The organism is Pedobacter rhizosphaerae (assembly GCF_900111155.1).
In the GTDB taxonomy this organism is placed as follows: domain Bacteria; phylum Bacteroidota; class Bacteroidia; order Sphingobacteriales; family Sphingobacteriaceae; genus Pedobacter; species Pedobacter rhizosphaerae.
In genome coordinates, this window is sequence record NZ_FOGG01000022.1 from 19,074 (window position 1) to 44,203 (window position 25,130).

The window sequence follows — 25,130 nt, forward strand, 5'->3', positions numbered from 1 at the left end:
CCATATATCATGTTACAGTACAAAACAATTGCACTAGCCGCAACGGTAGCCTTATTATCTGCTGTAAGTACACCGAACGGTCCGAAACCAAAAGCTAAAGTATCCGTAGTTACGCTTAAAAAAGTAGTGAGTTACAAAGTGAATGCCGAACAAAGTAAACTAACCTGGTTAGCTAAAAAAGTTACCGGAGAACATGCAGGTACCATTAATGTAAGTGCTGGTTCTTTGGATTTAGATAAGGGCGTGCTTAAAGGTGGAAGCTTTGAATTGGATACCAAAACCATTACGGTTACTGATGTTGCCGATAAAGAAACCAATGCAAAATTGCTCGGCCATCTTAAGGGAGATGATTTCTTCGCTGTAGATAAGCATGGTAAAGCGCTATTTAAAATTACGAATGTAACCCCAAGTGGTAAAGGTGCTTATAATGTAAAGGGTAACCTGACAATAAAAGGAATCACACACGAAATTAGCTTTCCTGCAACCGTAAAACAGGAAGGCAGCAAGGTGATTGCCAATGCTAAAATAACTGTGGATAGAACCAAGTACGATATTAAATTCAGATCTAAAAGTTTCTTTGAAAACCTGGGCGACAAAACCATCTATGATGATTTTGACCTGAATGTACAACTGGTTGCCAATAACTAAAAATTCTCTCTTGTTATGTTGATTTAGATGGGGACTGTATCATTAATCACTTCAATGTTGTCACGTTGAGCCTGTCGAAACGCTTTACATACACTTTATGTAAACCCTTCGACAACTTGTCCCGATTTTACATCTGGAGGCCCGGGATGACAAGTTTAATTTATGGTACAGCCTCTTCTATAATCCTATCCACCTATATCCTATTTTCTAATGAGCAGAAACAAGATCAAAATTTTCTTTAGCCTCTCTGTTGTAACCATACTCATGGCTGGATTTGGCGCAGACGATCCGGAAAACATCAATTCTAAAGAACGTTTAGGCGAAAAGCTGTTCTTTGATCCGATCCTTTCAAAAGATAAAACCGTTAGTTGTGCATCGTGTCATCGTCCTGAGTTTGCCTTCGCCGATACCGCAATGGTAAGCATTGGCGTAGGTGGGAAAAAGGGAACCCGAAATTCTCCATCCGTTACTAATTTATCGGGGAGGCCGAATCTATTTTGGGATGGTAGGGTAAATTCTTTAGAGGATCAGGCTTTACAGCCCATTATCAACCCTGTAGAAATGGACCTGCCAATTGCACAAGCTATTGATCGTTTAAATAAAGATGAGGTGTATGCAGCACTCTTTCAAAAGATATTTGGCTCGGCACCTACACAGAAAAACCTGCTTCAAGCCATTGCTGCATTTGAACGTACGCTCGAAACGGCCAATAGCCCTTACGACCGTTATATCAATGGCGATGATAATGCCATCTCTGAAAATGCTAAGCGGGGAAGATTATTATTTATTGGTAAAGCAAACTGTAATAACTGCCATTCAGGAGAAGACTTTACGGCCGATCGTTTCAAAGGAATTGGCCTGTTTAACGATGCAGAGCTGAAAGATCAAGGTCGGTTTGATGTGACAAAAGAGCCTGAACATAAAGGACATTTTAAAATTCCAGGTTTGCGAAATGTGGGCTTAACTGCACCCTACATGCACAACGGGATGTTTAAAACCTTAAAAGAGGTCATCAGGTATTATAATGATCCCGATGCTGTAATCAAAAATGGCAAGAACAGAGATTTATCCTTAAATAAGCCATTGGGGCTTTCTGAAAGTGAAATCACTGATTTAGAAGCCTTCCTGCTATCACTTACCGACGACCGGTTTTTAAAAACTGCCCAGAAGTAATGTGTAAAACCAAATAAACAACTAAAAACATCAGGCAAAACATGTCTTTTCTACCCCAAACAGGGCTGGACAGACCTCGTTTTGCTTATTCCAAAAGGTAAATATGAAAATAAAAATACTATCAATACTATTGTTATTTCTGGTGGTTAGTGCCCAACTGCTGGCACAGCAGCGTAGCATTACCGGTGTTGTTACATCAGCAGATGACAAACAGCCGCTACCAGGAGTTTCTGTAAGGATTAAAGGGCTGGAAGGCTCTACCGTAACAGATAAAGACGGAAAATTCAAAATTTCAACGCGCAATGGCCGCTATCTGGAAATTTCCTACATTGGTTATAAGTCTTTAGTGATCGAAATTGGCACCAATACTAAATTTGATGTGTCACTTGAGGAAGCCGATAATACGCTAACTGAATTGCAAATCGTAGGTTCACGTAACGCTAATCGCACCAAATTAAATTCGCCGGTACCTGTCGACATTATTAACCTGAAGGCATTGCAGCAAAATTCGCCGCAGGCCAGCGTTACGCAGTTATTGCAATATGTTTCACCTTCTTTTCACTCTTCAGTATCTGGGGGAGGCGATGCCGCTTCGGCAACTTCCACGGTACAGCTTAAGGGGCTCGGAGTAGACCAGGTGCTGGTATTGGTAAACGGAAAAAGAAGACATAAAAGTTCGAATATCAGCTGGGGTGGATTAGGGAATGGTGCTACGGGATATGATTTAAACTCCATTCCAGTAGGAGCTATCGACAGAATTGAAATCCTGCGTGATGGTGCTGCGGCACAATACGGTTCAGATGCCATTGCGGGGGTAATCAATGTGGTACTCAAAAATAATTCGGAAGAGGTGAACTTGAGCACTGTAGAGAGTATCCGCAGAAGAGGAGACGGTTTAACGACCAGAACCAATGCCAATATCGGTTTAAAATTGGGTTCAAAAGGCTTTTTAAATATTACAGGAGAATATGCTACGCAAGGCGTGTCGCTTCCTGTTGGAAATGATACTGATGGGATATATATAGGTCCTGCATATGGTGGTGGTGCCAATACCAGGGGATTTGATCAAATCTATACTAAAGAAATTGACGATGCGATTATCGCCAGTAGAGGAATTGACCGCCATCACTTCGATCAGAGAGGATCTACCAATAAATCAAAAGATGGATTACTATCGTTTAATGCCGCTATTCCTTTAAAAGAAGGCTTTGAAATCTATTCCTTTGGAGGGATAAGTCACAGAAATTCGCAGTTTACTGCCGTGTACCGCCTTCCGGGATGGACTGAACGCAATAATACCTTCGTTTATCCAGATGGATTTCTTCCTGCTATGGACAATATCATTACCGATCAATCTTTTGCCGTTGGTGTAAAAGGAAAAATCCGTGGATGGAACATTGATGTATCTAATGTTTATGGCAGAAATGCTTTCGATAATATTATCAGTAACACTTTAAATGCCAGTTTGGGCCAAAAAACGCCTAGAACTTTTAATGCAGGGAGTTACAATGCTTCACAAAACAGCGGAAGCGTAGATCTTTCACGTAAGTTTGATAAAGTGCTTCATGGATTAAACGTTGCTTTTGGGGGACAATACCGGGTAGAAACCTATCAAATTATTGCAGGAGAAGAAGGCTCTTATTCTAAAGCGGATTTAAGTCCCATTTATACCGTTGCCTATACCACTGGGGGCATACCATATCTGGTAACATCTGGAAGTACACCACTAAACGGTCTTTCTCCAGGTTCACAAATCCATGCAGGTTTCCGCCCATCCAATGAAGTTAACGTAAACAGGTCTATTTCTGCAGCTTATGCTGATGTAGAGCTAAATGTAACCGACAAGTGGTTACTTTCAGGAGCGCTAAGGGTGGAAAATTATTCGGATTTTGGAAGTGTAACTACTTATAAAGCAGCCACCAGGTATGGTTTTGCAAAATGGCTGGCCGTTCGTGGTGGTTTTAATACAGGCTTTAGGGCTCCGGATCTGGCGCAATTTTATTATACAGAAACCTCTACTACATTTCAAAATGGAGTAGCGATAGATCAGGTTACGGCAAATAATGTAAATCCAGCGACTAAAGCTTTGGGCATTCCATCGTTACAACCGGAAAGGTCTAAAGGTTATTCTGCAGGGATCACTTCTCAACCGATACAAAACGTAGAAATTACCGTAGATGCGTATCAGGTAGACATCAAAGATAGGGTAGGGAATACCGGGCGTTTTTCGGCAACGGATACGAACCTTCCGGCAGATGTGCGTGCACTTTTTGTTCAGACAGGTACGGTACAAGCCAAATTCTTTTACAATTCATTTAGCACCAGAACCAAAGGGATAGAGTTTACCGGTAGCTATCGGTTTTTACTCCCTAACGGTGGAAATGTGGCTTTCCTTGCCGGAGCAAACCTTCAAAAAACAACTTTAACCAAGGTAAATACCCCTAAGGGACTAGAGGCTTATCGCTACATTATCTTTGATGAAAGCGAGCAGGCACGTGTTACTTCCAGTATCCCTCAAACGAAAGTTACGCTTCAAGGAACTTATAATTTAAATAAGTTTAACTTCCTGGTTCGTGGGGTATATTTTGGTTCGGTAACCTCTGTAAGCCAGCTAAATGCTAACTTCCCTAAGCCCGATTATTATTACCAAACGTATAGTCCAATCTGGATTACCGATATTTCTGCAGGTTACCAGATTACACCAGTGCTGAATGCCACCCTAGGAGTAAATAATCTGTTTAATGTTCAGGGCGATTATGCCATTCCTGCACCCGGAAGTAATATAACCAGAACACCTTCACCTAGTGCCGCTCAATCGGGCACCAGCACCGGAATCCAACCCTTTATCCGCATTGCGGCGAATTTTAAATAATATAACCTTTAACGATTGCTTTACAACCAGAGAGATATGAAAATACTTAAGCAAGCTCTTCTCATTTTAACACTAACGGCTACAGTACTTACTTCCTGCAACAAGGCCGATTACCTCGATATAGATGCCGGAGACAGGATACCATTAAGTGCTAAGGTGAAGTTTATTAATGCCCGACAATCGACCGTTGCCGTTAATTTTTGGGATTTTACCCGAAAGGTAACCGGTACAGTACTTCAGCGAAATACTGCTTCTCCCTATTTGGAAACGCAATATGGTAAGGTACAATTTAACCTCACCGAAGGAACTGATCCATCTTACAAGGCATCGTATATTTTTGGAGGGAGTGCTAACTTTGTTCAAGAAACCAATTCTGCATCTTTTGCAGGCCCAAATGGTCCGATAGCAGATTTTGCACATAGTTTATTCACCGTAAAGAAAAAACTTACCAGCACTGTAAATCCAAACAATATAGATAGTTTAATATTGGTTTACGATGATTTAAGCTTACCCGCATCGGGCAAAGCCAAGATTAGATTTGCTAACTTTTCTCCCGATGCACCTAAGGTAGATCTTAGTTATGCCAGCGGATCGGTACTATTCAGCGCTGTGGGATATGGTACTTTTGGTGGTCAAACCGTAATTCCCTACACGGCAGGAAAGGCACCAGCGGTGATTGAAGGACTAAGCTGGAAAACACTAGGTCCTTTTAAGGAAGTGGATGCAGGTTCTGGCATTAACCTATTGATTAAAGATAATACCAATCAAACAACTATTCCGCTTAGCAATACCGCATTAACCGGAGCTGTATTTGAAAACGGAAAGATTTATACCATTTATCTCAACGGAACATTAGCAGGAACACCAGCCCTGACCGCTACAATTATATCGCATAATTAGAATGGAGCGGTTACTGTTGAACCAGTAGATTCCCTTTTAGACGAGATTAGAAGAAACTTCTTCGGGATCTCGTCTTGCTGGTATATCGCTTTGGTCTTTCCGATTTCAGCTAAACATTAAGAGGTTAAGGTAAGTTAAGGCGGTAGCACTTTCCACTTTCAACTTTTAACTATTTCCGCTAAACATTAAGAAGTTAAGGTAAGTTAAGGCAGTAGCACTTTCCACTTTATACTTTGCACTTTCAACTTCCCACTTTCCGCTAAACATTAAGAAGTTAAGGTAAGTTAAGGCGGAAGCACTTTATACTTTATACTTTATACTTTCTACTTTTTACTTTTCACTTTCAACTTTTAACTATTTCCGCTAAACATTAAGAAGTTAAGGTAAGTTAAGGCGGTAGCACTTTCCACTTTCAACTTTTAACTATTTCCGCTAAACATAAAGAAGTTGAGGTAAGTTAAGGCGGTAGTACTTTATACTTTCTACTTTTCACTTTCAACTTTCCACTTTTAACTTTTCACTCCTTCAACTCTTTCCCCTTTCTTCCTTATATTTGCATTTATTTCCATCCTAAAAGACTATGCACTATACTTTACTTCAGTTTCTTATTTTACTTTTTGTTGCCTTTATGCTCATTTTGCTGGCTCAGAAGGTTAAAATCTCTTATCCTATATTTTTAGTGCTTGCAGGATTGGGCATTAGCTACATTCCGGGAATTCCAGAAATGTCTATTGATCCCGAAGTAATATTTTTAATTTTCTTGCCCCCATTACTCTATGAAGCAGCATGGTATACCTCCTGGAATGATTTCTGGAAATGGCGCAGGCCAATTAGTCTCTTGGCTTTTGGATTGGTTATTATCACCTCTCTAGCCGTAGCTTTTATAACTTCTTCAATGATCCCGGGTTTTACACTGGCCATGGGCTTTTTAGTGGGAGGGATTGTTTCTCCGCCAGATGCGATTGCGGCAACATCCGTACTCAAAAATATAACAGTACCCAAACGGATTACCACAATATTAGAGGGCGAGAGTTTGGTAAATGATGCATCCAGTTTAATTGTACTTCGCTTTGCTTTAGCAGCAGTAATTACAGGGCAATTTTCATTATCTCAAGCGACAACAGATTTTTTCTTAAGCACCATAATGGGGATCGTAATTGGTTTAGCTGTGGCACATGTGCTTTATCTCATCCACAGATTTTTACCTACTACGGCAAGTATTGATTCTGCTTTAACTCTCATTTCCCCATACTTTATGTACCTGGCAGCAGAGCAGTTTCATTATTCGGGGGTTATGGCTGTGGTAAGTGGTGGACTATTTTTATCGTACCGGTCACATGAAATTTTTACGGATGGACAAAGCAGGTTACAGGCCATAAATGTTTGGTCTACCCTGACTATTATTCTCAATGCATTCGTATTTATTTTAATCGGTTTAGAATTACCCATTGTAATGGCAGGCCTGGAAGGTTATTCTTTATGGGAAGCTATTAGTTACGGTTTGATCATTAGTGCTGTTGTAATTGTTTTGCGAATTGCCTGGATCTATCCGGTAACGTTTATCCCTCGTTGGTTATCTAAAAAAGTAAGGGAAAGGGAGGCTCATCCGGGGTGGAAAATTCCTTTTGTAATTGGTTGGGCAGGAATGAGAGGTGTGGTTTCTTTAGCTGCGGCACTTTCACTACCTATAACCACGGCTGCAAATATCAATTTTCCACATAGAAACCTCATTATCTTCATCACTTTTGTGGTGATTTTGGTAACACTGGTTTTTCAGGGACTTACCTTACCCTATATTATTAAAGCCATCAAAGTGGATGAAATTGACCCGATTGTGCCTGAAGAACAGCAAGAATCGACCATTAAACTTAGACTTTTGAAAATTTCTTTAATGGCATTAGAAGAAAAATATTCGAATGAAATACAAGGAGTTGGATTAATTAGTGGGCTGAAGGAGGAATTGGAAAATAGCCTTTCAAATGCATCAAGAAGACTGGAATCTATGGAGTGCCAGGAAATTGAAAATGCAGAAATGGAAGCATATAACGATATACTTAAGGATATTTATAAGTTACAACGTCAGGAACTTCATAAAATAAGGAAGGAAAAAGTCTTTAGCGATGAGGTGATTCGGAAACAGGAGATGCAGATTGATTTATCAGACACAAAAATTCCTACCGGTAAAAGGATCATACCAGTTAAAGTTAAAAATTTGAAAATAAATCAATAATAAGTTCAGGTTTACATTTTTAGCCTCGTTGGCATTTGTTAGGACAGAAGTTGTTAAATTGCTCATTCAAAAAAATAATCCTTATGGCAGAAGTTAAAATCAATATTCAGGAGAAAGGGCCAAGCTCATTCGATTTATACGATGAAGATGGCAAGGTTGGTGAAATGGTTTTTGATATCAATTCAACCGATTTAACCGTCTATCATACCGAAGTTGACCCATCAAAAGAGGGAAAGAGCTATGCTAAGTTATTGCTTGATGCCATGGTGGGGTATGTGCGTGAGCATCATCTTAAGGTTATTCCAGTTTGTCCGTATGTGCATTTACAATTTAAAAGGCACGAGGAGCTTTACCATGATATTTGGAATAAGGTTAGAGAAGCTTAATTCGGCTTTAGTGAAATAATAACTCTAATACTTTAATCTACAGGTTGGTATCCCAGCCAATGCTGTTAACTTAAGCTAAATGCTGTCACAAGTCTGAGCTTCCCGATGTGATATTGTGATAATTAGTCGTAGACTTTCTTAATAAGTCGAAAACTAAAATGGATTACCCTTCGACAGGCTCAGGATGACAATCCATTTTAGTTTTCTCCTTAATCTACCGGTTGGTATCCCTACCGACCGGAATAGTTTTCTTATCTTCTAGTTATAGCGTCTATTACTTTGCTTTGCGGTTAACCTGATCTACTCTTCAGGTCTCGCTAAGTCCATTCTTGCGCCCTAAGCCATCACTTTTAACCCTACTTATATTTTCCTTACAAGGCTTATCTGGTTCGAATAAAGTACAAGTTTGCATCTAACTGTAATATTCTAAGTTGTTGATAATAAGTCTATACCTTTATATTTGAAAATTCATTTGCAAAACAGGTTTTTTAAATGCAATTTTGTTGCAATTTGAAAGGCAAGGGTAAATATATCGCAACAATTTGGAGAAGCTTAGTTTCGCTTTCTTTAGTGGTGACGCTATGCTCTATTGCCGTGTTTCAATATCATCACCATTGCAGTTCTGCTCATCATGACGAGTGCGTTACCAAAACAGTGATCAAGAAATCAGAACACTGCAAAATTTGCGATCACTTTTTTCATCATCAAAGTACTGCCATTAAGCCAGATTTTACTGTGCTCGATTGGAGTATAACTGCACCTCCGATTGTAAAGGGTGGAGTACATTTTCTTGGAGATTACAGCTGTATTGTTCAAAGTTTCAGTAATAAAGGCCCTCCCAGTTTTTCCTGATTCTTCCTTCTGGGCTGTAATGTGCCCCAACTTTCCATTTTATTAATCATTTACTGATCGGATTAACTTGGGTTTTCCGATGCCTGGGTATGTTTGGCATGCCTTCCATTTACCATGAAGAAAATCTTCTTGCTGTTTACCGGCATGTTGTATTGTGCTATGCTTTTTGCACAAGAGTATCATTTAACGGGAAAAACAATAAGCCATAATGGCCATCCGCTAACTGGAGCAGAGGTTCGCATTGAAGGACTCAAACAGGTCTCCAAAACCAATTCTGAAGGTCTCTTTAATTTCGGCTTATCGTCTCCCGGTTGGTATCGTATTCAAATCACTTTAGCTGGTTATAAACAGTTAACACGAGATATTCAGCTTATTACGACCACCAAATCTTTGGTTTTTGTTTTAGATCCACTTGTTCATCAGCTTGATGAGGTTTTTGTGAAAGATAACCTGATGGAGATTAGAAGCAAAGAAGAGTCGATGAATGTAGAAACAGTAAAAAGAGATTTCCTGATTAAAAATTTGGGTGGAAGCTTGATGAAATCGTTGGAACGACTGCCTGGAATTAAAACCATAGGAATTGGGAGTGGTCAATCTAAACCCTTGATTCGTGGATTAGGGTTTAACCGCGTGGTTGTGGTGGATAAAGGAATGAAACATGAGGGGCAGCAGTGGGGAGCTGACCACGGACTGGAAATTGATCAGTTTGCGACCAGAGAAGTAGAAATATTGAAAGGAGCGGCATCTTTTGTTTATGGTTCTGATGCCATTGCTGGTGTGATTGAACTTAAACCACCGCTTATTCCGCTAGCAAATACGATATCGGGTGCAGTTGATTTGACAGGCAAGTCTAACAATGGATTTTATGGAACATCTGTTAATTTGGATGGAAGAAGCAATAAATGGTTCTTCGATTCGAGAATTACGTACCAAAACTATGGCGATTACCAGGTGCCTGCCGATTCGGTACATGTATACGATTATGCTGTAGCCCTGAAGAATGGTTATTTGCGCAATACCGCCGGGCGTGAAACCAATTTGCACTTTACAACGGGTTATGTAAATGAAGGCATCCGTTCTATTTTTTACTTCAGTAATATTTATAATAAAAGTGGCTTTTTTGCTAATGCCCACGGACTCGAACCGCGTAGGGTGGATGCGACGCTTCATGATGCTTCTGCCCGAGATATCTTAATGCCCCAACAGGAAGTGAATCATTTTAAGGTAATCAACAGGACAGATTTTAAATGGGGAAGGCACCGGTTTAAGGTTGATTTAGGCTACCAGCATAATTTTAGGCAGGAATTTAGTGCTTATGTAAACCATGGCTATATGCCTGCCATTTATCCCGATTATCGGCAAGAGCCATCCGATTTGGAGCGGGAATTTAATAAGCAGGTTTACTCGGCAAATTTTAAAGACCAAATTGCTTTAGGTAATCATGAATTGAGCTTTGGGCTCAATACAGAATTTCAAAACAATAAAATTAGTGGTTGGAGCTTTTTGGTGCCTGCCTTCAGGCAGATTAGCCAGGGTACATTTGTTTACGACAAGTTTAAACTGAATGATCAGATCTGGCTTCATGGAGCCATCCGTTATGATTTTGGTCGCATTGATATGGATCGGTATGATGATTGGTTCCCTTCCCAGCTGGGTACAGGTGCGGCACAGGGCTCTGCTTATCTCACACGTTCTTCCGATTTGACCAGAAACTTTAACAGTTTGGTGTATGCCCTGGGGATGAATTTTAATAGTGGAGCATTTAGCCTGAAATGGAATGCCGGCAAAAGTTTCAGAATGCCTATTGCCAAGGAGCTTGGGGCTAATGGAGTCAATTATCATTATTTCAGTTATGAAAAAGGCAACGCTAATCTATCTCCCGAAGTTTCTTATCAGTTTGATTTAGGTTTAGGTTGGAAGGCTGAACGTTGGTCTGTAAATTTTAGTCCTTTTTATAATTATTTCCCGAATTATATCTACTTAAATCCGACGGCGACGCACGATTATTTTTATGGTGCAGGTAACCAGGTATTTGAATATGCCCAAAGTAGGGTAATGCGGTATGGTGCAGAATTGCAGGCGAAAGTAAATGTTTTTAAAGGGCTTACTGCCGAAGTTTTGGGCGAATATCTTTATTCAAAACAGCTTTCCGGAGATAAAAAAGGTTACGTATTACCTTTCTCGCCACCTGCCTCAGTACTTTTTAATTTAAGCTATGAAACTGATCTCAGCCCAAAACTGAAGGAGGCTTATTTATCCATTGATTATCGGGCTACCGCAAGGCAGGATAATATTGTTCCACCGGAGAAGAAGACCGCCGGGTATTCCATCTTTAACCTGCAGGCGGGAACAAAAATACAGGCTGGGGAGAGGTGGATATCGATAAATGTACAGGCGCAAAACCTCCTGAATACCAAATACCTGAATCATACCAGTTTTTACCGTTTGATTGAACTACCCGAGGCAGGGCGCAATCTCATTCTATCGGTAAATATTCCCATTACCAAGAAATAAACATCCATCCACCAATAAAAAAATCGTAATGAAAACAAAAAAAATGATCCTGGCACTGCTGATTACGGCCGCTACCTGGAGTTCTTGTAAAAAAGATGATGCTGCGGTACCTGAACTCGCCAAGCCTACTGCTCAAAACCTCGAAATTGGAACGAATAATAACAAGCGTGGCATTATAGGCGCAGATTTTCACCTTAACGCCGATATCGTTGCCGGCGATAAAATTGACAACGTAACGGTACGCATTGCACAAAAAACTACTGAAACTTATACGGCAGCCTGGAAGTTTGAAGTTTCCTGGGAAACCTATAAAGGTGCAAAGAACACCAATATCCATAAGCACTTTGATATTCCTGCTGATGCTCCAAAAGGCAAGTATGATTTCTTTCTGATTGTAACTGACCAGAACGGAACGAAGCTTGAAATTAGGGAAGACTTTACGATCCTGGCAGCAGCCGACCTACCATTTAATCCCACTTTTACTTTTCGGAATGTGCCTACAGACAATCAGGTTTACAAAAAAGGAGAAAGCATTATTGCCCGCTTTAGTGTGAATAACGTAAGAGATGAAGGTACCTTATGTGCTGTGCTCATCAAGGAAAGTGCAAAGCATTACCCGGAAACGGTAAGTAAAATTGATTTTAGCAAGGCCATTACCCTTGGAAATTACACAGATAGCACCACACCATCATGGGGTATGTTCAATACGCTTGTGGTAGGCGCAGAGGTTGACTATGCCGTTCCTGCACCACTCCCTATCAGTGCTGCAAAAGCCTGGGAATCGGGGAGATACAATCTGCTGCTGATTTATGAAAATAAAGTGCACAACATCAGTATCCACAAAAGTATTCCAATTACCATCAACTATCAATAAAACAATCCCAAATACAGCATATATGAATACAAGAACTTTAATGTTTGGCTTGCTCTTAAGTTTAGGCTTTTTAGCCGCGTGTCAGAAGGAGACCGAAGAAATCGATACCACTTATCCTGAGATTGACCTCTCTGCCGTTAATGCTTTTCCCAAGCAATGTGGTATAGTTAAACGTGGCGAAAAGTTTAGTTTCCGGGCCAGTTTTAGTGATAATGTGGAGCTCGGTTCTGCAAGTATAGATATTCACCACAACTTCGATCACCATACGCACAGTACAGAAGTGAACGATTGTAGCATGGAAGCGGTGAAAAAACCTGTTAATCCTTTTTTACTGATCAAAGCATTTCCCATTGCTGCTGGTCAAAAAACTTATACCATAAATGAAGAACTAGTTGTTCCGGCAGATGCCGATCCGGGAGACTATCATTTTATGATCCGATTAACGGATAAAGCGGGTTGGCAAACCATTAGAGGAATCAGCATCAAGGTTCAATAGTCATATGTGCTTATCCGGTATCATTCACCCAATTCTTGGTCTTTTCATATGGCCAATTGTTGTTGCCGGAGTGCTGGTATTGATTTGCCTTCTCCTTAAAAAACTCCTTAAATAATTAATTAAATAAACCCATAATCAAAATTACCCATTATGTTAAACAAAAAACACTTTAAGAAAATTGCCCTGTTTGCTTTAATAGCTGCATCCTTTACGGCGTGTAAGAAAGACAACGATGTAACTGAGCCCGAAACGCCCCAAAATACAGCTAAAGAATTTAAATTCCTTCGCGTGCTGGTTGCCGATGAGCTGAGCAATAAACTCAGCCAGATTGATCCCTTCAGTGCTTCAGTAACCAGTTATGATGCTAAGTATCCTTTGGCAAATTTGTATGGAACAGCCAGTGGGCGATATGCTGCAGTGCTTTACCCAAGCCAAAATCTGGTTGAAGTTTTTGATAGTGGCCTTTCTACTCATGTGGATCATATCGATGTGGAAAACCAACCGAAATGGACTGCCATAACAGCCACAGGTGCAAAGCCTACACATTTCAAAACTGCCGGCAAGGAATCGCTTATTTTTAACGATGCGGAAGGAACATTGAGTTTAGGTGTAGAAACTGACTTTAATACTGCTGGCGCGAAGTTTAAAACCATCAATGCTGGTTTGTTGCCTCACCATGGTGCCATGGCGAACTTTGATAGCGGAAATATTGCCGTTACTGCTACATCAACTGCTGGCACTTCACCAACCAGGGTACTCATTATTGATAAAAATGGAAAGCATATCCACGAATCTAATTTAGAGGTAGGTGCCATTCATGGCAATGCAACGGATGGTGGAAATGCTGTATTCGGTGCTTTTGCAAGTTCTGCAGCTACCGCAGGAGGGGTTTTAGTGGTAAAATCGACAGGGGAGCAACGATTAATTCCAAATCCGGCAGGATTTGGGGCCTTTAGATTAGCTACAATTTATTACGCTGATGCGGCTGATAAATTTATTGGTTTCGTAGCCACCAAAGGGGCTTATTTGGTCGACATTAAGACTGATAAAATTACACCAATTTATGCGGGAGCAGATGCTTTTCAATGCAAGGTGGATTATGCGGGCAAGAAATTACTGGTATTAACACTAGATGGGAAGTTAAGGGTTTACGACCTCAGTACCTCTCAGCTCATTAAAGAAGGAAGTGTAATATCAGCAGTTAGTGCAACGGATACGTATAAGCCAGTTTTAGAAGCCAGTTCTAAGTTTGCTTATATCGCTTTGCCGTCAACAGGAGAGGTGGCTCAAATCGATTTAACGGATTTCGGTAAGGTAGTTAAGCACAAGGTTTCTTCAAGACCAGTAAGATTGACTTTGTTTGGATTTGAAAGTAGTGCAGGACATAATGATTAAGTAAATAGTTTGTCTCTATCTAGATTATCTGGTCTTAGCGCCTCCAATGCAGTTAACTTAAGCTAAATGCTGTCAGTCCGAGCTTCGCAATGTGAAATCGGGACAAGTAGTCGAAGACCTTCTGAATAAGGAGAAAACTAAAATGGATTACCCTTCGACAGGCTCAGGATTGACAATCCATTTTAGTTTTCTCCTTAAGTTAATAGCATTGGTAGCCTCTCTCTACGACTTAAATATTTTAATCTTCCGGTTGGTATCCCTACCAACCGGAATGATTTTTTCTTCTAGTGTAGCGTCACGCTTGTGCTTAAAATAAATTTCAATCTGGGCAGCTTCTCGTGCCTTTAGTAAATTTCCTTTTCTGTTTTGTTATGCTTTGCTTGCTTTGCGAAAACTTTGTACCCTCTGCGGTTAAGCGAAACAGCCGTCACTCTGATTTACTGTACCGGTATCTTCCGGTTTTAAACTACTTATGTATTCATTACCAAATATTTAATGTATATTTACTAAAACCAGCGATCAAAATTCCACTAATTTTAAATTACCTTCTTGCTGGTATCTTAAATATAATCCGAAATACCGTTTTATATCATTAATTCCAACCATTGAATTGTTTATGCAATAATGGTTTGGTCTTTTACGTGTTTAATAACTTTGTTATGAGTAGAGAAAAGAAAAAAGAGACGAGTGTTAAAACCAAGACTCCCTCTGATTACCAATCGGGAAAAGGTAAAACTGTTCTGAAAGACGAACCTGTAATGTTAAATAGAAAGGTTAAAAATGGCAAGTGATAGCGTTGGCATGCAAGCAAAGGCTTTCTTGTATGAACTGAATAATATCAGGTATGAATATGGTTTTTCGGAAAAAGATAAATGGATCTTAGAACTCACAGGACTTAATGGAAAAAGTGATTTAGAAAAAAGATTCTATCCAATTTTGGATACCAAAATAGCACCTGATGATATTTTACCTTTTTTAAAGTTGATTAGTCCAAAATTGGAAGAAGAGGCTGATCGCTTAATACAAAAACAAAAGGGTAAAAAGTCGCCCAAAGATTCTACTTATTTGATTGCTTATTGTAACGAACGGCAAAAATAATAGATAAACTCATCTGGCTGTAGTGTCTCACTACGGCCTTTTTAGTGGCTAGCTCAAGCGTTGTCTCCACAATTTATCTAAATTTTTTTAAAGAAAATCCGATTGCTTACGCTATGCGTACTTAAAACAATTCATCTGAAACAGTAGTTAGGTAAATAACACATTGTTAGATTAGCTCATTAGCCCCGTATAAAGATGAAGAAAGAAAGACCGACATTCAAAGGTATCTGGAAGGTACTCAAAAATTCAGTTACAGGATTCTCAGATCATAAGGTGACTAAGCTTAGTGGATCACTAGCCTATTATACTGTATTCTCCATGGCACCATTATTAGTGGTAATCATTTCTCTTTGTGGTATTTTTTTAGGTCAGGAAGCAGCGCAAGGCGAAATTTACAAACAATTGGCCGGTTTCATGGGAAAGGAAACTGCTTTACAGCTTCAGAATATTGTGGAAAAAGCGGCTATTGGAAAAAAGGGGACTGTAGCTTTTATTATTGGTATTGTTACGTTACTGGTAGGTGCAACTTCCGTTTTTTCAGATATTCAGGATTCAATCAATAGTATATGGGGGCTTAAAGCAAAACCCAAAAGAGGTTGGTTAAAGATGCTTCAGAACAGATTTTTATCTTTTTCTGTCATTATCAGTTTAGGGTTTATTCTTTTGGTTTCTTTAGCTGTAACTACTGTTTTGGATGGTTTTAGCAGCCGTTTACAGGCACGGTATCAAGATATTTCCGTGATTGTTTTCTATATCCTCAATCAGATAGTGACATTAGGTGTAATTTCATTAATTTTTGGTGTCATTTTTAAGGTATTGCCAGATGCCGAAATCAAATGGCGTGATGTGGCCTTGGGAGCTATAGTTACGGCTGTATTATTTATGCTCGGTAAATTCGGCATCTCTATTTACATTGGACAAAGCGATGTAGGCAGTACTTATGGGGCCGCCGGCTCTTTGGTAATTTTGCTATTATGGACTTATTATTCCTCTATTATACTCTATTTCGGAGCAGAGTTTACAAAAGCTTATGCAGTAGCTTACGGATCTGAAATTAAACCTGCACATTATGCGGTAACCACCAGAGAAATCGAAGTGGAGACAGGAAATAATTCTATACAAGATAATACAAATGATGGATCGACTAAAACTGTGGTAAAAGAGAAAAGCTAACTTTTTATTGGAGCACGCTGTTGAAAAACTAGTAAGTTAATGCGAAAGATCTAAGCATGGCCTGCCCATGCACCTGCGTTTTTTAATGTCTAGTTCAAGCTGGAATTTGTCCATTAGAGATGATCGTTAATTGATTCTGGCTTTTGTTGGGATTAACTTTAATTATTAGGCCAATTCTAGTCTAATCATTAAAAAAATACTTATGAAAACTTTCATCATTGCTCTAAAAAGAAAAATCATTACCAGCTTTATTGCGTTATCATCTTTTCTGTCTATTTCAACTGCCCGTTTTGAACGTGATCCTCAAAGTTGTGGAATGCTCATGGAGTTTTCTGCTAAACGTAAAGATGTAAGAAGGAGTGGTTAGGTAGGTAACAGGTTTTTAGCCAGGTCAGATACCTAAGGATATCCCATATTTGTTTTACCACGAAGGAACAAAGAAACCAATTTCTTGATGATATATCTCGGTGCCTAAGCGCCTTGGTGGTTGGGATTGCGCCTGTCCATTTTCCATCATTCCATTTTCCATCATTCCATTTCCATATTTATTTTTACCAATTGGACATCAAATTTTGATGATATATTTCATTACGCCCGATGTTAATTCATTTCAGTTTAGCCCTTTCGGGCATACTGATGTCTAGTTCACCTCCAAGTATGTCCATTTCAGCTAAACAATGATTTTTTCAAGCACTTTGAGAAGCTAGTTTTGAATTGTTAAAGGCACTGAAACGTCCAGCATACAATCAACCATTTTAAATACTTAACAAAAACAACATGAAAAATAATACAAACTTAGGTCGCCGTCGCTTTTTAAGTATGGCCGCAATTACTTTTGCTGCAGCAGAATTAGGTGGAGTTAGCTTGTTAAAAGCAGAAGCGCTAAAAGAGGTAATTCCTGCGAAAAACAAGACGAGGTTAGTGGGAAATTCTTTTGAACAGATCAAACAGGTTAAGGCTGGAGTGTTAGATGTTGGTTATGCAGAAGTTGGTCCGGCGAAAGGGCGGGTAGTCATCTTAATTCATGGGTGGCCGTATGATATTCATAGTTTCACTGAGGCGGCCACATTGTTAGCCGCAAAAGGGTTTAGAGTAATTGTTCCTCATTTACGTGGACACGGTTCTACTCGCTTTCTCTCAGCCGATACGCCTCGTAATGGGCAACAATCCGCTATAGCGGTAGATATCATCGATTTGATGGATGCATTGAAAATCGATAAAGCCATCATTGGAGGCTTCGATTGGGGAGCCAGAACGGCTAATATCATGGCTGCATTGTGGCCTGAACGCTGCGAAGCATTAGTTTCTGTAAGTGGATACCTAATTGGCAGTCAGAGGGGAAATGCGGCACCACTACCTCCAAAGGCCGAGTTAAGCTGGTGGTATCAATTCTATTTCGCAACAGAGCGGGGAGAAAAAGGATATGAAGCCAATCGATATGATTTTGCAAAGCTGATTTGGCAAACAGCTTCGCCACAATGGCAATTTGATGATGCCGAATTTGAGCGTTCAGCAGCTTCATTGAATAATCCAGATCATGTAGCCATTGTAATTAATAATTATCGTTGGAGGCTTGGTTTAGCTGATGGTGAACGTAAATTTGATGTTTTGGAGGAAAAATTAGCCAAAGGTCCGGTAATCAGTATACCAACCATCACCATGGAGGGTGATGCCAACGGAGCGCCACACCCTGACCCCGCAAATTATGCAGCCAAATTTACTGGGAAGTATAAACATCAAACCATCTCTGGTGGGATAGGGCATAATTTGCCACAGGAAGCACCTAAAGCTTTTGCAGACGCAATTATTGCAGTTAGTGAAATGTAATGGAGATTTGAGATTTGAGATTTGAGATATGAGATATGAGATTTGAGACTTGAGAGGCAAATATGCACCATACCAGTAATCTCATATCTAGCGTCTCATATCTCATATCTAGCAAAGGCTTGAGAAGTGAGATATGAGATATGAGATTTGAGACTTGAGAGGCAAATACCCACCATACCAGTAATCTCATATCTAGCGTCTCACATCTCATATCTAGCAAAGGCTTGAGAAGTGAGATTTGAGACTTGAGAGGCAAATAGGCACCATACCAGTAATCTCATATCTAGCGTCTCATATCTAGCAAAGGCTTGAGATGTGAGATATGAGATTTGAGACTTGAGAGGCAAATAGGCACCATACCGGTAGTCTCATATCTAGCGTCTCATATCTTGTGTCTAATTTCTAGCGTCTCATATCTCTCTAATTTAATTATAAATTTGTATACTGTTTTTATACCAGGTAACAGTATCCCAGAATAGATGAAAATAAACGATTTAAAGATATCTCAGGCCACCATATGGCTCAGCTCCATATTCTTGGGTTTAATATCCTCTGCGCCACAACTGGCATCACATAATTTTAATTTAGCCGAGGCCTCCGTTAATGCCGCCATAACAGCTATATTTTCATTATTGATGTGGTACTTCAATATTTATATGCTTTCCCGTAAGGATAGTAATCCACGTAAGCAGCGGATATCTTATTCCAAATTGCTTCGGTCCTTGCTGTTTGGTTTGGTTATTATGTTTGGACTGGCTTATATTCAGCAACTTATTCTTTCGCATATTAGTTTTGGACCAATCATGCTGATGGTGGAAGTGAGGGGCATTTTAATTAACCTGGTTTGTTATATGTTTCTCAATTTGCTACAACAAAACTATGAAAATCAGCATGTAAGCATAGAGTTGGAACAAATTAAAACCGATAATCTGGAGGCACAGTACGAGCTGTTGAAACAACAGGTAAATCCACATTTCTTATTTAATAGTTTAAGTACATTAAAGGCGATGGTAGAAACCGGAGATAAGGATGCAGGAGATTTTATTTTGAAATTATCGAGTTTCTACAGGCATACCCTGGAAAGTCGAAAACTCGATTTGATTCATGTGAACGAAGAAATGGAGATTCTAAATGCTTATCTTTTTTTACAGAAGGCCCGATTTGATGAAGGGTTTACCTTTACGAGCTCGCTGAATGAAGAGGTATTACAAACGCTTATTCCACCTTTCACCTTGCAATTGCTAATCGAAAATTGCCTTAAACATAATATTGTTTCCCTAAATAAGCCACTACATATCAAGGTATATCAGGAAAATGAGCAAATCGTTGTAGAGAATCAGATTCAACTGAAAAAAGCTGAAGATTCACTTGGCGTGGGACTCAAAAATGTTGAACTTAGATATAGCCGATTGCTAGATAAACGCGTAGAAATAGTAAATGACCAGCAAATTTTTAAGATTAAACTCCCACTTATTTATGAACATTCTCATCATTGAAGACGAGCTTAGAACAGCTAAGTCACTTCAAAACCTTATTGTAGAGATTAAACCTGCTGCCAAACTTATTGGTCACTTTCAAAGCGTAGAAGAATCGGTAACAGCACTTTCAGCTGATCTTAAGCCCGATTTAATTTTTATGGATATTCAATTAGCCGATGGACTTTGTTTTGAGATATTCAAATCGGTAAAGATTACTTGTCCGGTGGTTTTCTGCACTGCTTATGATGAATACTCTTTAGATGCCTTTAAAAGTAATGGTGTTGACTATATTTTGAAGCCTTTTTCTAAAGCAGATATCGAAAATGCATTTAAAAAGGTTGACGAACTTAAAAATTTCTTCCAGCAAAAAACTTCTCCAGATATTGAAGAATTATTAGCCAGGCTAATTCCTGCCGCAGAAAAAACGAGTTTTCTGGTATTTAAGAATCAAAAATATACGACTGTGCATGTCGATCAAATTGCATTCTTTTACATTCGAAATGATTCTACATCCATTATGTGCTTTGACCAGCAGGAGTTTGCACTTAGTCAGTCGCTGGATCAAATTACCCACTTAGTATCCAGTAAACAGTTTTTTCGGGTTAACCGCCAATACCTGGTGAATTTTAAAGCCATAAAAGAAATTGAGCATTATTTTCTTCGCAAACTTTACGTTAAGTTGGTGATCGAAACGCCAGATAAATTATTGATTAATAAAGAGAAATCGAATAATTTTTTATCCTGGATGGCCGATCGATAGATGATGGTCCGTGAAGCACGGACCATGGGTTTTTTGATAATTAAGCTATTGATTAAATTGTTGCAGCTTTTAAATAGGTAGCAGGATACAATTTTCTAAACATCACATAAGTAACGCTTACCATTACAAAAGCGATGATGGCATCTGTGGTTGCGGCAAATCCGATTACGCTTAACTTGGAGGAGAAAGCAAAGATGATATCGAAAAATATTCCGGCAAATACCCATTCTTTTAATCTTAAAAATTTCCCGGGAGTAAGTAGTACAGCAATACCTGTTAATTTAGCTACTCCTAATACATAAATAAAGTAGACCGGATAGCCCAACTGTAAAGTGATATCCCATACAATTGGGTTCTTTGTTAATTCGAATATACCACTAGCGCCAAACCATAATGAAGTTAATGCTACGCCTGCCCAGTAAATTACGCTTGTTGTTTTTGTGTTCATGATCTTTTGATTTTGAGTTAATTAATAATTCAAAGATGGGTTTTGATCCCTGGAAGTTAGAGCAGTTTTACCCTGAGTTAGACAAAATAAAAGACCAGATAGACAATGCTGAGGACGAACAATGTTTTAGCTTGGATGCAAAATGAACTAAACTAGTAGGGACTTTCTGATGGCTGAAAACCATATAATAGGGCACCATTTATCTTTCTTCTGTGGCTACAAATAAAAAGGGAAAGATGGATTTCAGGACTTTAATATATCCATTTCCATTATACCATCTTCCACTTTTCAGCCCTCTTACATTACAAAGTTAATCCGCCATCAATGATGAACTCAGATCCCGTTATAAAAGAGGCTGCATCATCGCTTAAGTAGCTTACCAACTTGGCTACATCTTCAGGTTTTCCTATCTTTTTTAAGGGGATAATGTTGGTTAGGTGATCCATAATCCCTTTTACTGTAGTTTCATCCATTCCAGATTTATTCATTACTTCTGTTTGAGTAGGTCCTGGACTAATCATATTTACCCGAATTTTTCTAGGGGCCAACTCATTGGCAGCAGTTTTCGAGATAGAATTGAGTGCGGCTTTACTGGCTTGATAGATCGAGCTTGAGGGTTGGTGCATGGTAGCTACTATAGAAGAAAGCATGACCACTGAGGCCCCATCATTAAGGATTGGAATAAATTTGCTTAAGGTGAAATAGGCTCCTCTAAAGTTAATGTTCATTACCTGATCGAAATTTTCTGCACTGGCAGATTCAATTAAGGTACTTTCTCCCACAATGCCTGCATTAACAAATAAGATATCTACATTTCCATGAAATTCTTTTACTGCTGCAACCAGCTTATCTATATCGCCTAATTCTGCTTGATCTGCAACAAAGGGTATTGCTCCAAGCGCTTGTGCAGCTTTTTCTAAAGCTTCTTTTCTTCTACCTGTAATAATTACTTTAGCACCTTGTGCTATTAATTCTTGTGCTGTTGCATAACCGATACCGCTATTTCCACCTGTAACGATTGCAACTTTGTTATTAAACTTTTTCATGATTTTAAATTTTAACCAAAGGTATATCGTGTGTGGTATATATTTGTAACCAGTATAATAGAGTATACCAGTAAGTCGTATCATCCTGACCTGGCTATGACCATGGCTGTTGCTGCAGGTGTGATGCTATAGTGTTGGTAATGTGTGGATTATGTTGTCGGTGAAATTTCCAGGAAAAAAGAAAAGGGATGCAGAACGCTATCCCTAATCAACTAACCAAACTAATATATTCCGGAAACCACCCCGGAATCATTTACTAAACGATTAAGCAGGCATATTGTTTCTGCTTTTTTTTCTTAAATTGCTATATGACTTTATTCAGACGAAATTCCGTATTCTTACGAATTATATAAATTTATCTACACATGCCATTATTATTTTCTTACGGTACACTGCAGAAAGAACAAGTTCAGCTAGAAACTTTTGGACGCATTTTAAAAGGGCAGCATGATGCTTTGCCAGGCTATGAGCTAAGGATGTTAGAGATTACAGATCCTGAAGTTCTAAGAAAGAGCGAGGAGAAATACCATCCCATTATTCATTTTTCAGGAGAAGAGGCGAAGGAGGTAGAAGGAGTACTTTTTGAAATCACTGACCAGGAGCTTGCTCAGGCAGATGAATATGAGGTAGACGATTATAAAAGAGTTGAAGTTTCCTTTAAATCTGGGAGAATTGGTTTTGTATACGTACTGAAATAGGACGATAAAGCCATTTGTACCTCAAACTCCTTTAAAACCGACCATGAAAAAAATAATTATCGCTGCCTTTTTTAGTGTATTCACTTTAATTACCTATGCCCAGCAAGCGCCCAATATTATTTATATTTTGGTAGATGATATGGGTTACGGAGATTTGGGGGTACTTTTTCAAAATCAACGTAAATTAAGCGGAAACCGAAGTCTTCCTTATCAGGTTAGTCCACATTTGGATGAGATGGCTGCTCAAGGTGCCATTTTAACTCAACAATATGCCAATGCTCCTGTGTGTGCGCCTTCAAGGGCATCTCTGCTTACAGGTGTTAATCAAGGAAATGCTCAGGTAAGAGATAATCAGTTTGATAAAGCACTCGAAAATAACCATACCCTGGCAACTGTAATGAAGCAAGCCGGCTATCGCACTGCAGCAATTGGGAAATGGGGCTTGCAGGGTGATGATGAGAAGCAAAGTCCGAATTGGCCTGCACATCCACTAAAAAGAGGATTTGACCATTACTTTGGCTATATGCGCCACGCAGATGGCCATGAGCATTATCCAGTTGAAGGAATATACAGGGGTAAAAAGGAGATTTGGGAAAATTATAAAGAGGTTTCTAAAGATTTTGCCAGGTGCTACACTACTGATTTATGGACAGCGAAAGCCAAAGACTGGATTATCAAAGCTGAAGAGCAAGATCGCGCCAGGCCTTTTTTCATGTATCTGGCTTATGATGCTCCACATGCAGTACTCGAACTTCCAACACAGGCTTATCCGCCAGGTGGCGGAATTGATGGCGGCTTAAAATGGATGGGTACAGCAGGTAACATGATTAACACCGCTTCTGGAACGGTAGATAACTACATTCACCCGGATTATGTACATGCCACGTATGATGATGACCAGAATGCTGCTACACCAGAGGTACCCTGGCCAGATACTTATAAGCGTTATGCAACGGCAGTGAGAAGGATTGATGATGCAGTAGGAGATCTCTTAAAACTATTAAAGGATTTAAAAATAGACAACAATACCTTAGTCGTATTTTCATCAGACAATGGTCCGTCAATGGAGTCTTACCTTCCTAAGGAATATGCGGCAAACCTGCCCACGTTTTTTGATAGTTATGGTCCGTTTGATGGGATTAAGCGCGATTGCTGGGAGGGAGGAATGCGCATGCCAGTTATTGTACAATGGAAAAAACATATTCCTGGAGGGAAGATAGTAGCTACACCATCTATGTTATCTGATTGGTTGCCAACATTTGCCGATGCAGCAAAGCTTCCAATTCCAGCTAGGGCAGATGGAGTTTCATTGTTACCCACTTTATTGGGGAAAGGAAATCAGCAGGAAAGTATGGTATACACCGAATATTTTGAAGGAGGAAATACACCAAAGTTCAATTCCTTTGAATTGGGCAGGCAAGGGAGAAAGCGTGGACAGATGCAGATGATCCGTTTTGGGAATTTGGTTGGAGTCCGTTACAATATCAAGTCAGCTGATGATAATTTTGAAATTTATGATGTAGTGAAAGATCCTAAGGAGAGCGTTGATTTGGCGAAACTTGCTCATTATATAAATACACAACAGCAAATGAAGGATCGTGTATTGCAGTTAAGAACTCCAGATAAAGAGGCCAGGAGACCTTATGATACAACTGCAATTCCTGCATTAAGATTAGAAAAATGCCTAAGAAGGGTGTTAAATGGAGCTTTTATAAAGGTGATTTTCCCTGGTTAGCGAAAGAAAATGGTTTAAAGATATCAAAATCAGGCCTTGCTAGTACCTTCGATGCTCAAGAAATAAATGGATCGGGAGTGTTGGTATTTTCTTCTTACCTAAAAGTTCCTGAAACCGGACGTTACCAGATTTCCTTATCCAGTAAAGAGAAAGCCTTTGTAAGGATCCATGATGCTGCCACAATTGATGCGGATTTCGGCTATACAGGTCGAAAAATTGAAAGAACGATCCTATTGCAGAAAGGAATACACCCCATAAAAGTTTATCAACTTCAAAAGGATGGTGAAAAGAATACACTTGATATTAAGTTTGGTCGGGAAGGTAAATTAGCACCTATCGAAAGCGCTTTGATGTTATAGTGTACAGGGATGGAATGATTGAATGATGGAATGATTGAATGATTGAATGATTGAATGATTGAATGATTGGATGATTGGATGATTGGATGACTGAATGACTGAATGACTGAATGATTGGATGATTGGATGATTGAATGAACCAATGCCTAATGAACTATTGAACCAATC

General features: G+C 39.4%; 22 protein-coding genes. 20 read left to right on the forward strand and 2 right to left on the reverse strand.

The window, feature by feature from the left end; translation table 11 throughout:
• Positions 1-9 precede the first annotated feature (9 nt).
• The 17 genes from BMX11_RS16565 to BMX11_RS16640 all read left to right on the forward strand — a co-directional run bounded on the left by BMX11_RS16565 (position 10) and on the right by BMX11_RS16640 (position 20,676).
• Positions 10-648, forward strand: coding sequence for a YceI family protein (locus BMX11_RS16565; protein WP_090886272.1), 639 nt, complete (start codon positions 10-12; stop codon positions 646-648).
• Positions 649-858: 210 nt separating this feature from the next.
• Positions 859-1,821, forward strand: a complete 963-nt coding sequence (locus BMX11_RS16570; protein WP_090886274.1) for a cytochrome-c peroxidase — start codon at positions 859-861, stop codon at positions 1,819-1,821.
• 103 nt (positions 1,822-1,924) lie between these two features.
• Positions 1,925-4,693, forward strand: a complete 2,769-nt coding sequence (locus tag BMX11_RS16575) for a TonB-dependent receptor (RefSeq protein WP_090886277.1) — start codon at positions 1,925-1,927, stop codon at positions 4,691-4,693.
• Positions 4,694-4,729: 36 nt separating this feature from the next.
• Positions 4,730-5,593, forward strand: a complete 864-nt coding sequence (locus BMX11_RS16580) for a DUF4397 domain-containing protein (RefSeq protein WP_090886279.1) — start codon at positions 4,730-4,732, stop codon at positions 5,591-5,593.
• Positions 5,594-6,173: 580 nt separating this feature from the next.
• Positions 6,174-7,823, forward strand: coding sequence for a Na+/H+ antiporter (locus tag BMX11_RS16585; protein ID WP_090886281.1), 1,650 nt, complete (start codon positions 6,174-6,176; stop codon positions 7,821-7,823).
• A gap of 83 nt (positions 7,824-7,906) precedes the next feature.
• Positions 7,907-8,209 carry a GNAT family N-acetyltransferase gene (locus tag BMX11_RS16590; RefSeq protein WP_090886283.1) on the forward strand — a complete coding sequence of 101 codons (303 nt, stop codon included), beginning with the start codon at positions 7,907-7,909 and terminating at the stop codon, positions 8,207-8,209.
• Between the two features lie 966 nt (positions 8,210-9,175).
• Positions 9,176-11,575, forward strand: coding sequence for a TonB-dependent receptor (locus BMX11_RS16600; RefSeq protein ID WP_090886287.1), 2,400 nt, complete (start codon positions 9,176-9,178; stop codon positions 11,573-11,575).
• A gap of 28 nt (positions 11,576-11,603) precedes the next feature.
• A complete protein-coding gene (locus BMX11_RS16605) occupies positions 11,604-12,449 on the forward strand; it encodes a DUF4625 domain-containing protein (protein ID WP_090886289.1) in 846 nt (281 codons plus the stop codon).
• A 22-nt stretch (positions 12,450-12,471) separates the two neighbouring features.
• Positions 12,472-12,945: a DUF4625 domain-containing protein gene (locus BMX11_RS16610; RefSeq protein ID WP_090886293.1), complete on the forward strand. Its 474-nt coding sequence runs from the start codon at positions 12,472-12,474 to the stop codon at positions 12,943-12,945.
• A 150-nt stretch (positions 12,946-13,095) separates the two neighbouring features.
• Entirely contained in the window at positions 13,096-14,340 is a 1,245-nt protein-coding gene (locus BMX11_RS16615; RefSeq protein ID WP_090886295.1) for a hypothetical protein, read from the forward strand.
• Between the two features lie 659 nt (positions 14,341-14,999).
• Positions 15,000-15,131: a hypothetical protein gene (locus tag BMX11_RS24745; protein ID WP_262502422.1), complete on the forward strand. Its 132-nt coding sequence runs from the start codon at positions 15,000-15,002 to the stop codon at positions 15,129-15,131.
• Positions 15,121-15,438 (forward strand): hypothetical protein, encoded by a 318-nt coding sequence (locus BMX11_RS16620; RefSeq protein ID WP_090886297.1) that lies wholly within the window; start codon positions 15,121-15,123, stop codon positions 15,436-15,438. Before BMX11_RS24745 ends, BMX11_RS16620 begins: the two co-directional genes overlap by 11 nt.
• A 195-nt stretch (positions 15,439-15,633) precedes the next feature.
• Complete coding sequence (locus BMX11_RS16625; RefSeq protein WP_175474595.1) at positions 15,634-16,611, forward strand: YihY/virulence factor BrkB family protein; 978 nt, start codon at positions 15,634-15,636, stop codon at positions 16,609-16,611.
• Positions 16,612-16,813: 202 nt separating this feature from the next.
• Positions 16,814-16,978, forward strand: coding sequence for a hypothetical protein (locus BMX11_RS24355; protein WP_175474596.1), 165 nt, complete (start codon positions 16,814-16,816; stop codon positions 16,976-16,978).
• 410 nt (positions 16,979-17,388) lie between these two features.
• A complete protein-coding gene (locus BMX11_RS16630) occupies positions 17,389-18,438 on the forward strand; it encodes an alpha/beta fold hydrolase (protein WP_090886301.1) in 1,050 nt (349 codons plus the stop codon).
• A gap of 479 nt (positions 18,439-18,917) precedes the next feature.
• Positions 18,918-19,934: a sensor histidine kinase gene (locus tag BMX11_RS16635; protein ID WP_090886303.1), complete on the forward strand. Its 1,017-nt coding sequence runs from the start codon at positions 18,918-18,920 to the stop codon at positions 19,932-19,934.
• Entirely contained in the window at positions 19,915-20,676 is a 762-nt protein-coding gene (locus BMX11_RS16640) for a LytR/AlgR family response regulator transcription factor (protein ID WP_090886305.1), read from the forward strand. Before BMX11_RS16635 ends, BMX11_RS16640 begins: the two co-directional genes overlap by 20 nt.
• 52 nt (positions 20,677-20,728) lie before the next feature.
• On the opposite strand, the gene BMX11_RS16645 is transcribed toward BMX11_RS16640, so the two are convergent.
• Together BMX11_RS16645 and BMX11_RS16650 are read right to left on the reverse strand one after the other, a co-directional pair.
• Complete coding sequence (locus tag BMX11_RS16645) at positions 20,729-21,124, reverse strand: DoxX family protein (RefSeq protein WP_090886306.1); 396 nt, start codon at positions 21,122-21,124, stop codon at positions 20,729-20,731.
• 302 nt (positions 21,125-21,426) lie between these two features.
• Positions 21,427-22,170 (reverse strand): glucose 1-dehydrogenase, encoded by a 744-nt coding sequence (locus BMX11_RS16650; RefSeq protein ID WP_090886308.1) that lies wholly within the window; start codon positions 22,168-22,170, stop codon positions 21,427-21,429.
• Positions 22,171-22,535: 365 nt separating this feature from the next.
• Here BMX11_RS16650 and BMX11_RS16655 point away from each other — a divergent pair, with 365 nt between their 5' ends.
• The 3 genes from BMX11_RS16655 to BMX11_RS16665 are packed head-to-tail and all read left to right on the forward strand — an operon-like array spanning position 22,536 to position 24,962.
• Entirely contained in the window at positions 22,536-22,868 is a 333-nt protein-coding gene (locus tag BMX11_RS16655) for a gamma-glutamylcyclotransferase family protein (RefSeq protein ID WP_090886310.1), read from the forward strand.
• 43 nt (positions 22,869-22,911) lie between these two features.
• A complete protein-coding gene (locus BMX11_RS16660) occupies positions 22,912-24,603 on the forward strand; it encodes a sulfatase-like hydrolase/transferase (protein ID WP_090886312.1) in 1,692 nt (563 codons plus the stop codon).
• A complete protein-coding gene (locus tag BMX11_RS16665) occupies positions 24,549-24,962 on the forward strand; it encodes a PA14 domain-containing protein (protein WP_090886314.1) in 414 nt (137 codons plus the stop codon). The genes BMX11_RS16660 and BMX11_RS16665 overlap by 55 nt, the downstream gene beginning before the upstream one ends.
• Positions 24,963-25,130 lie beyond the last annotated feature (168 nt).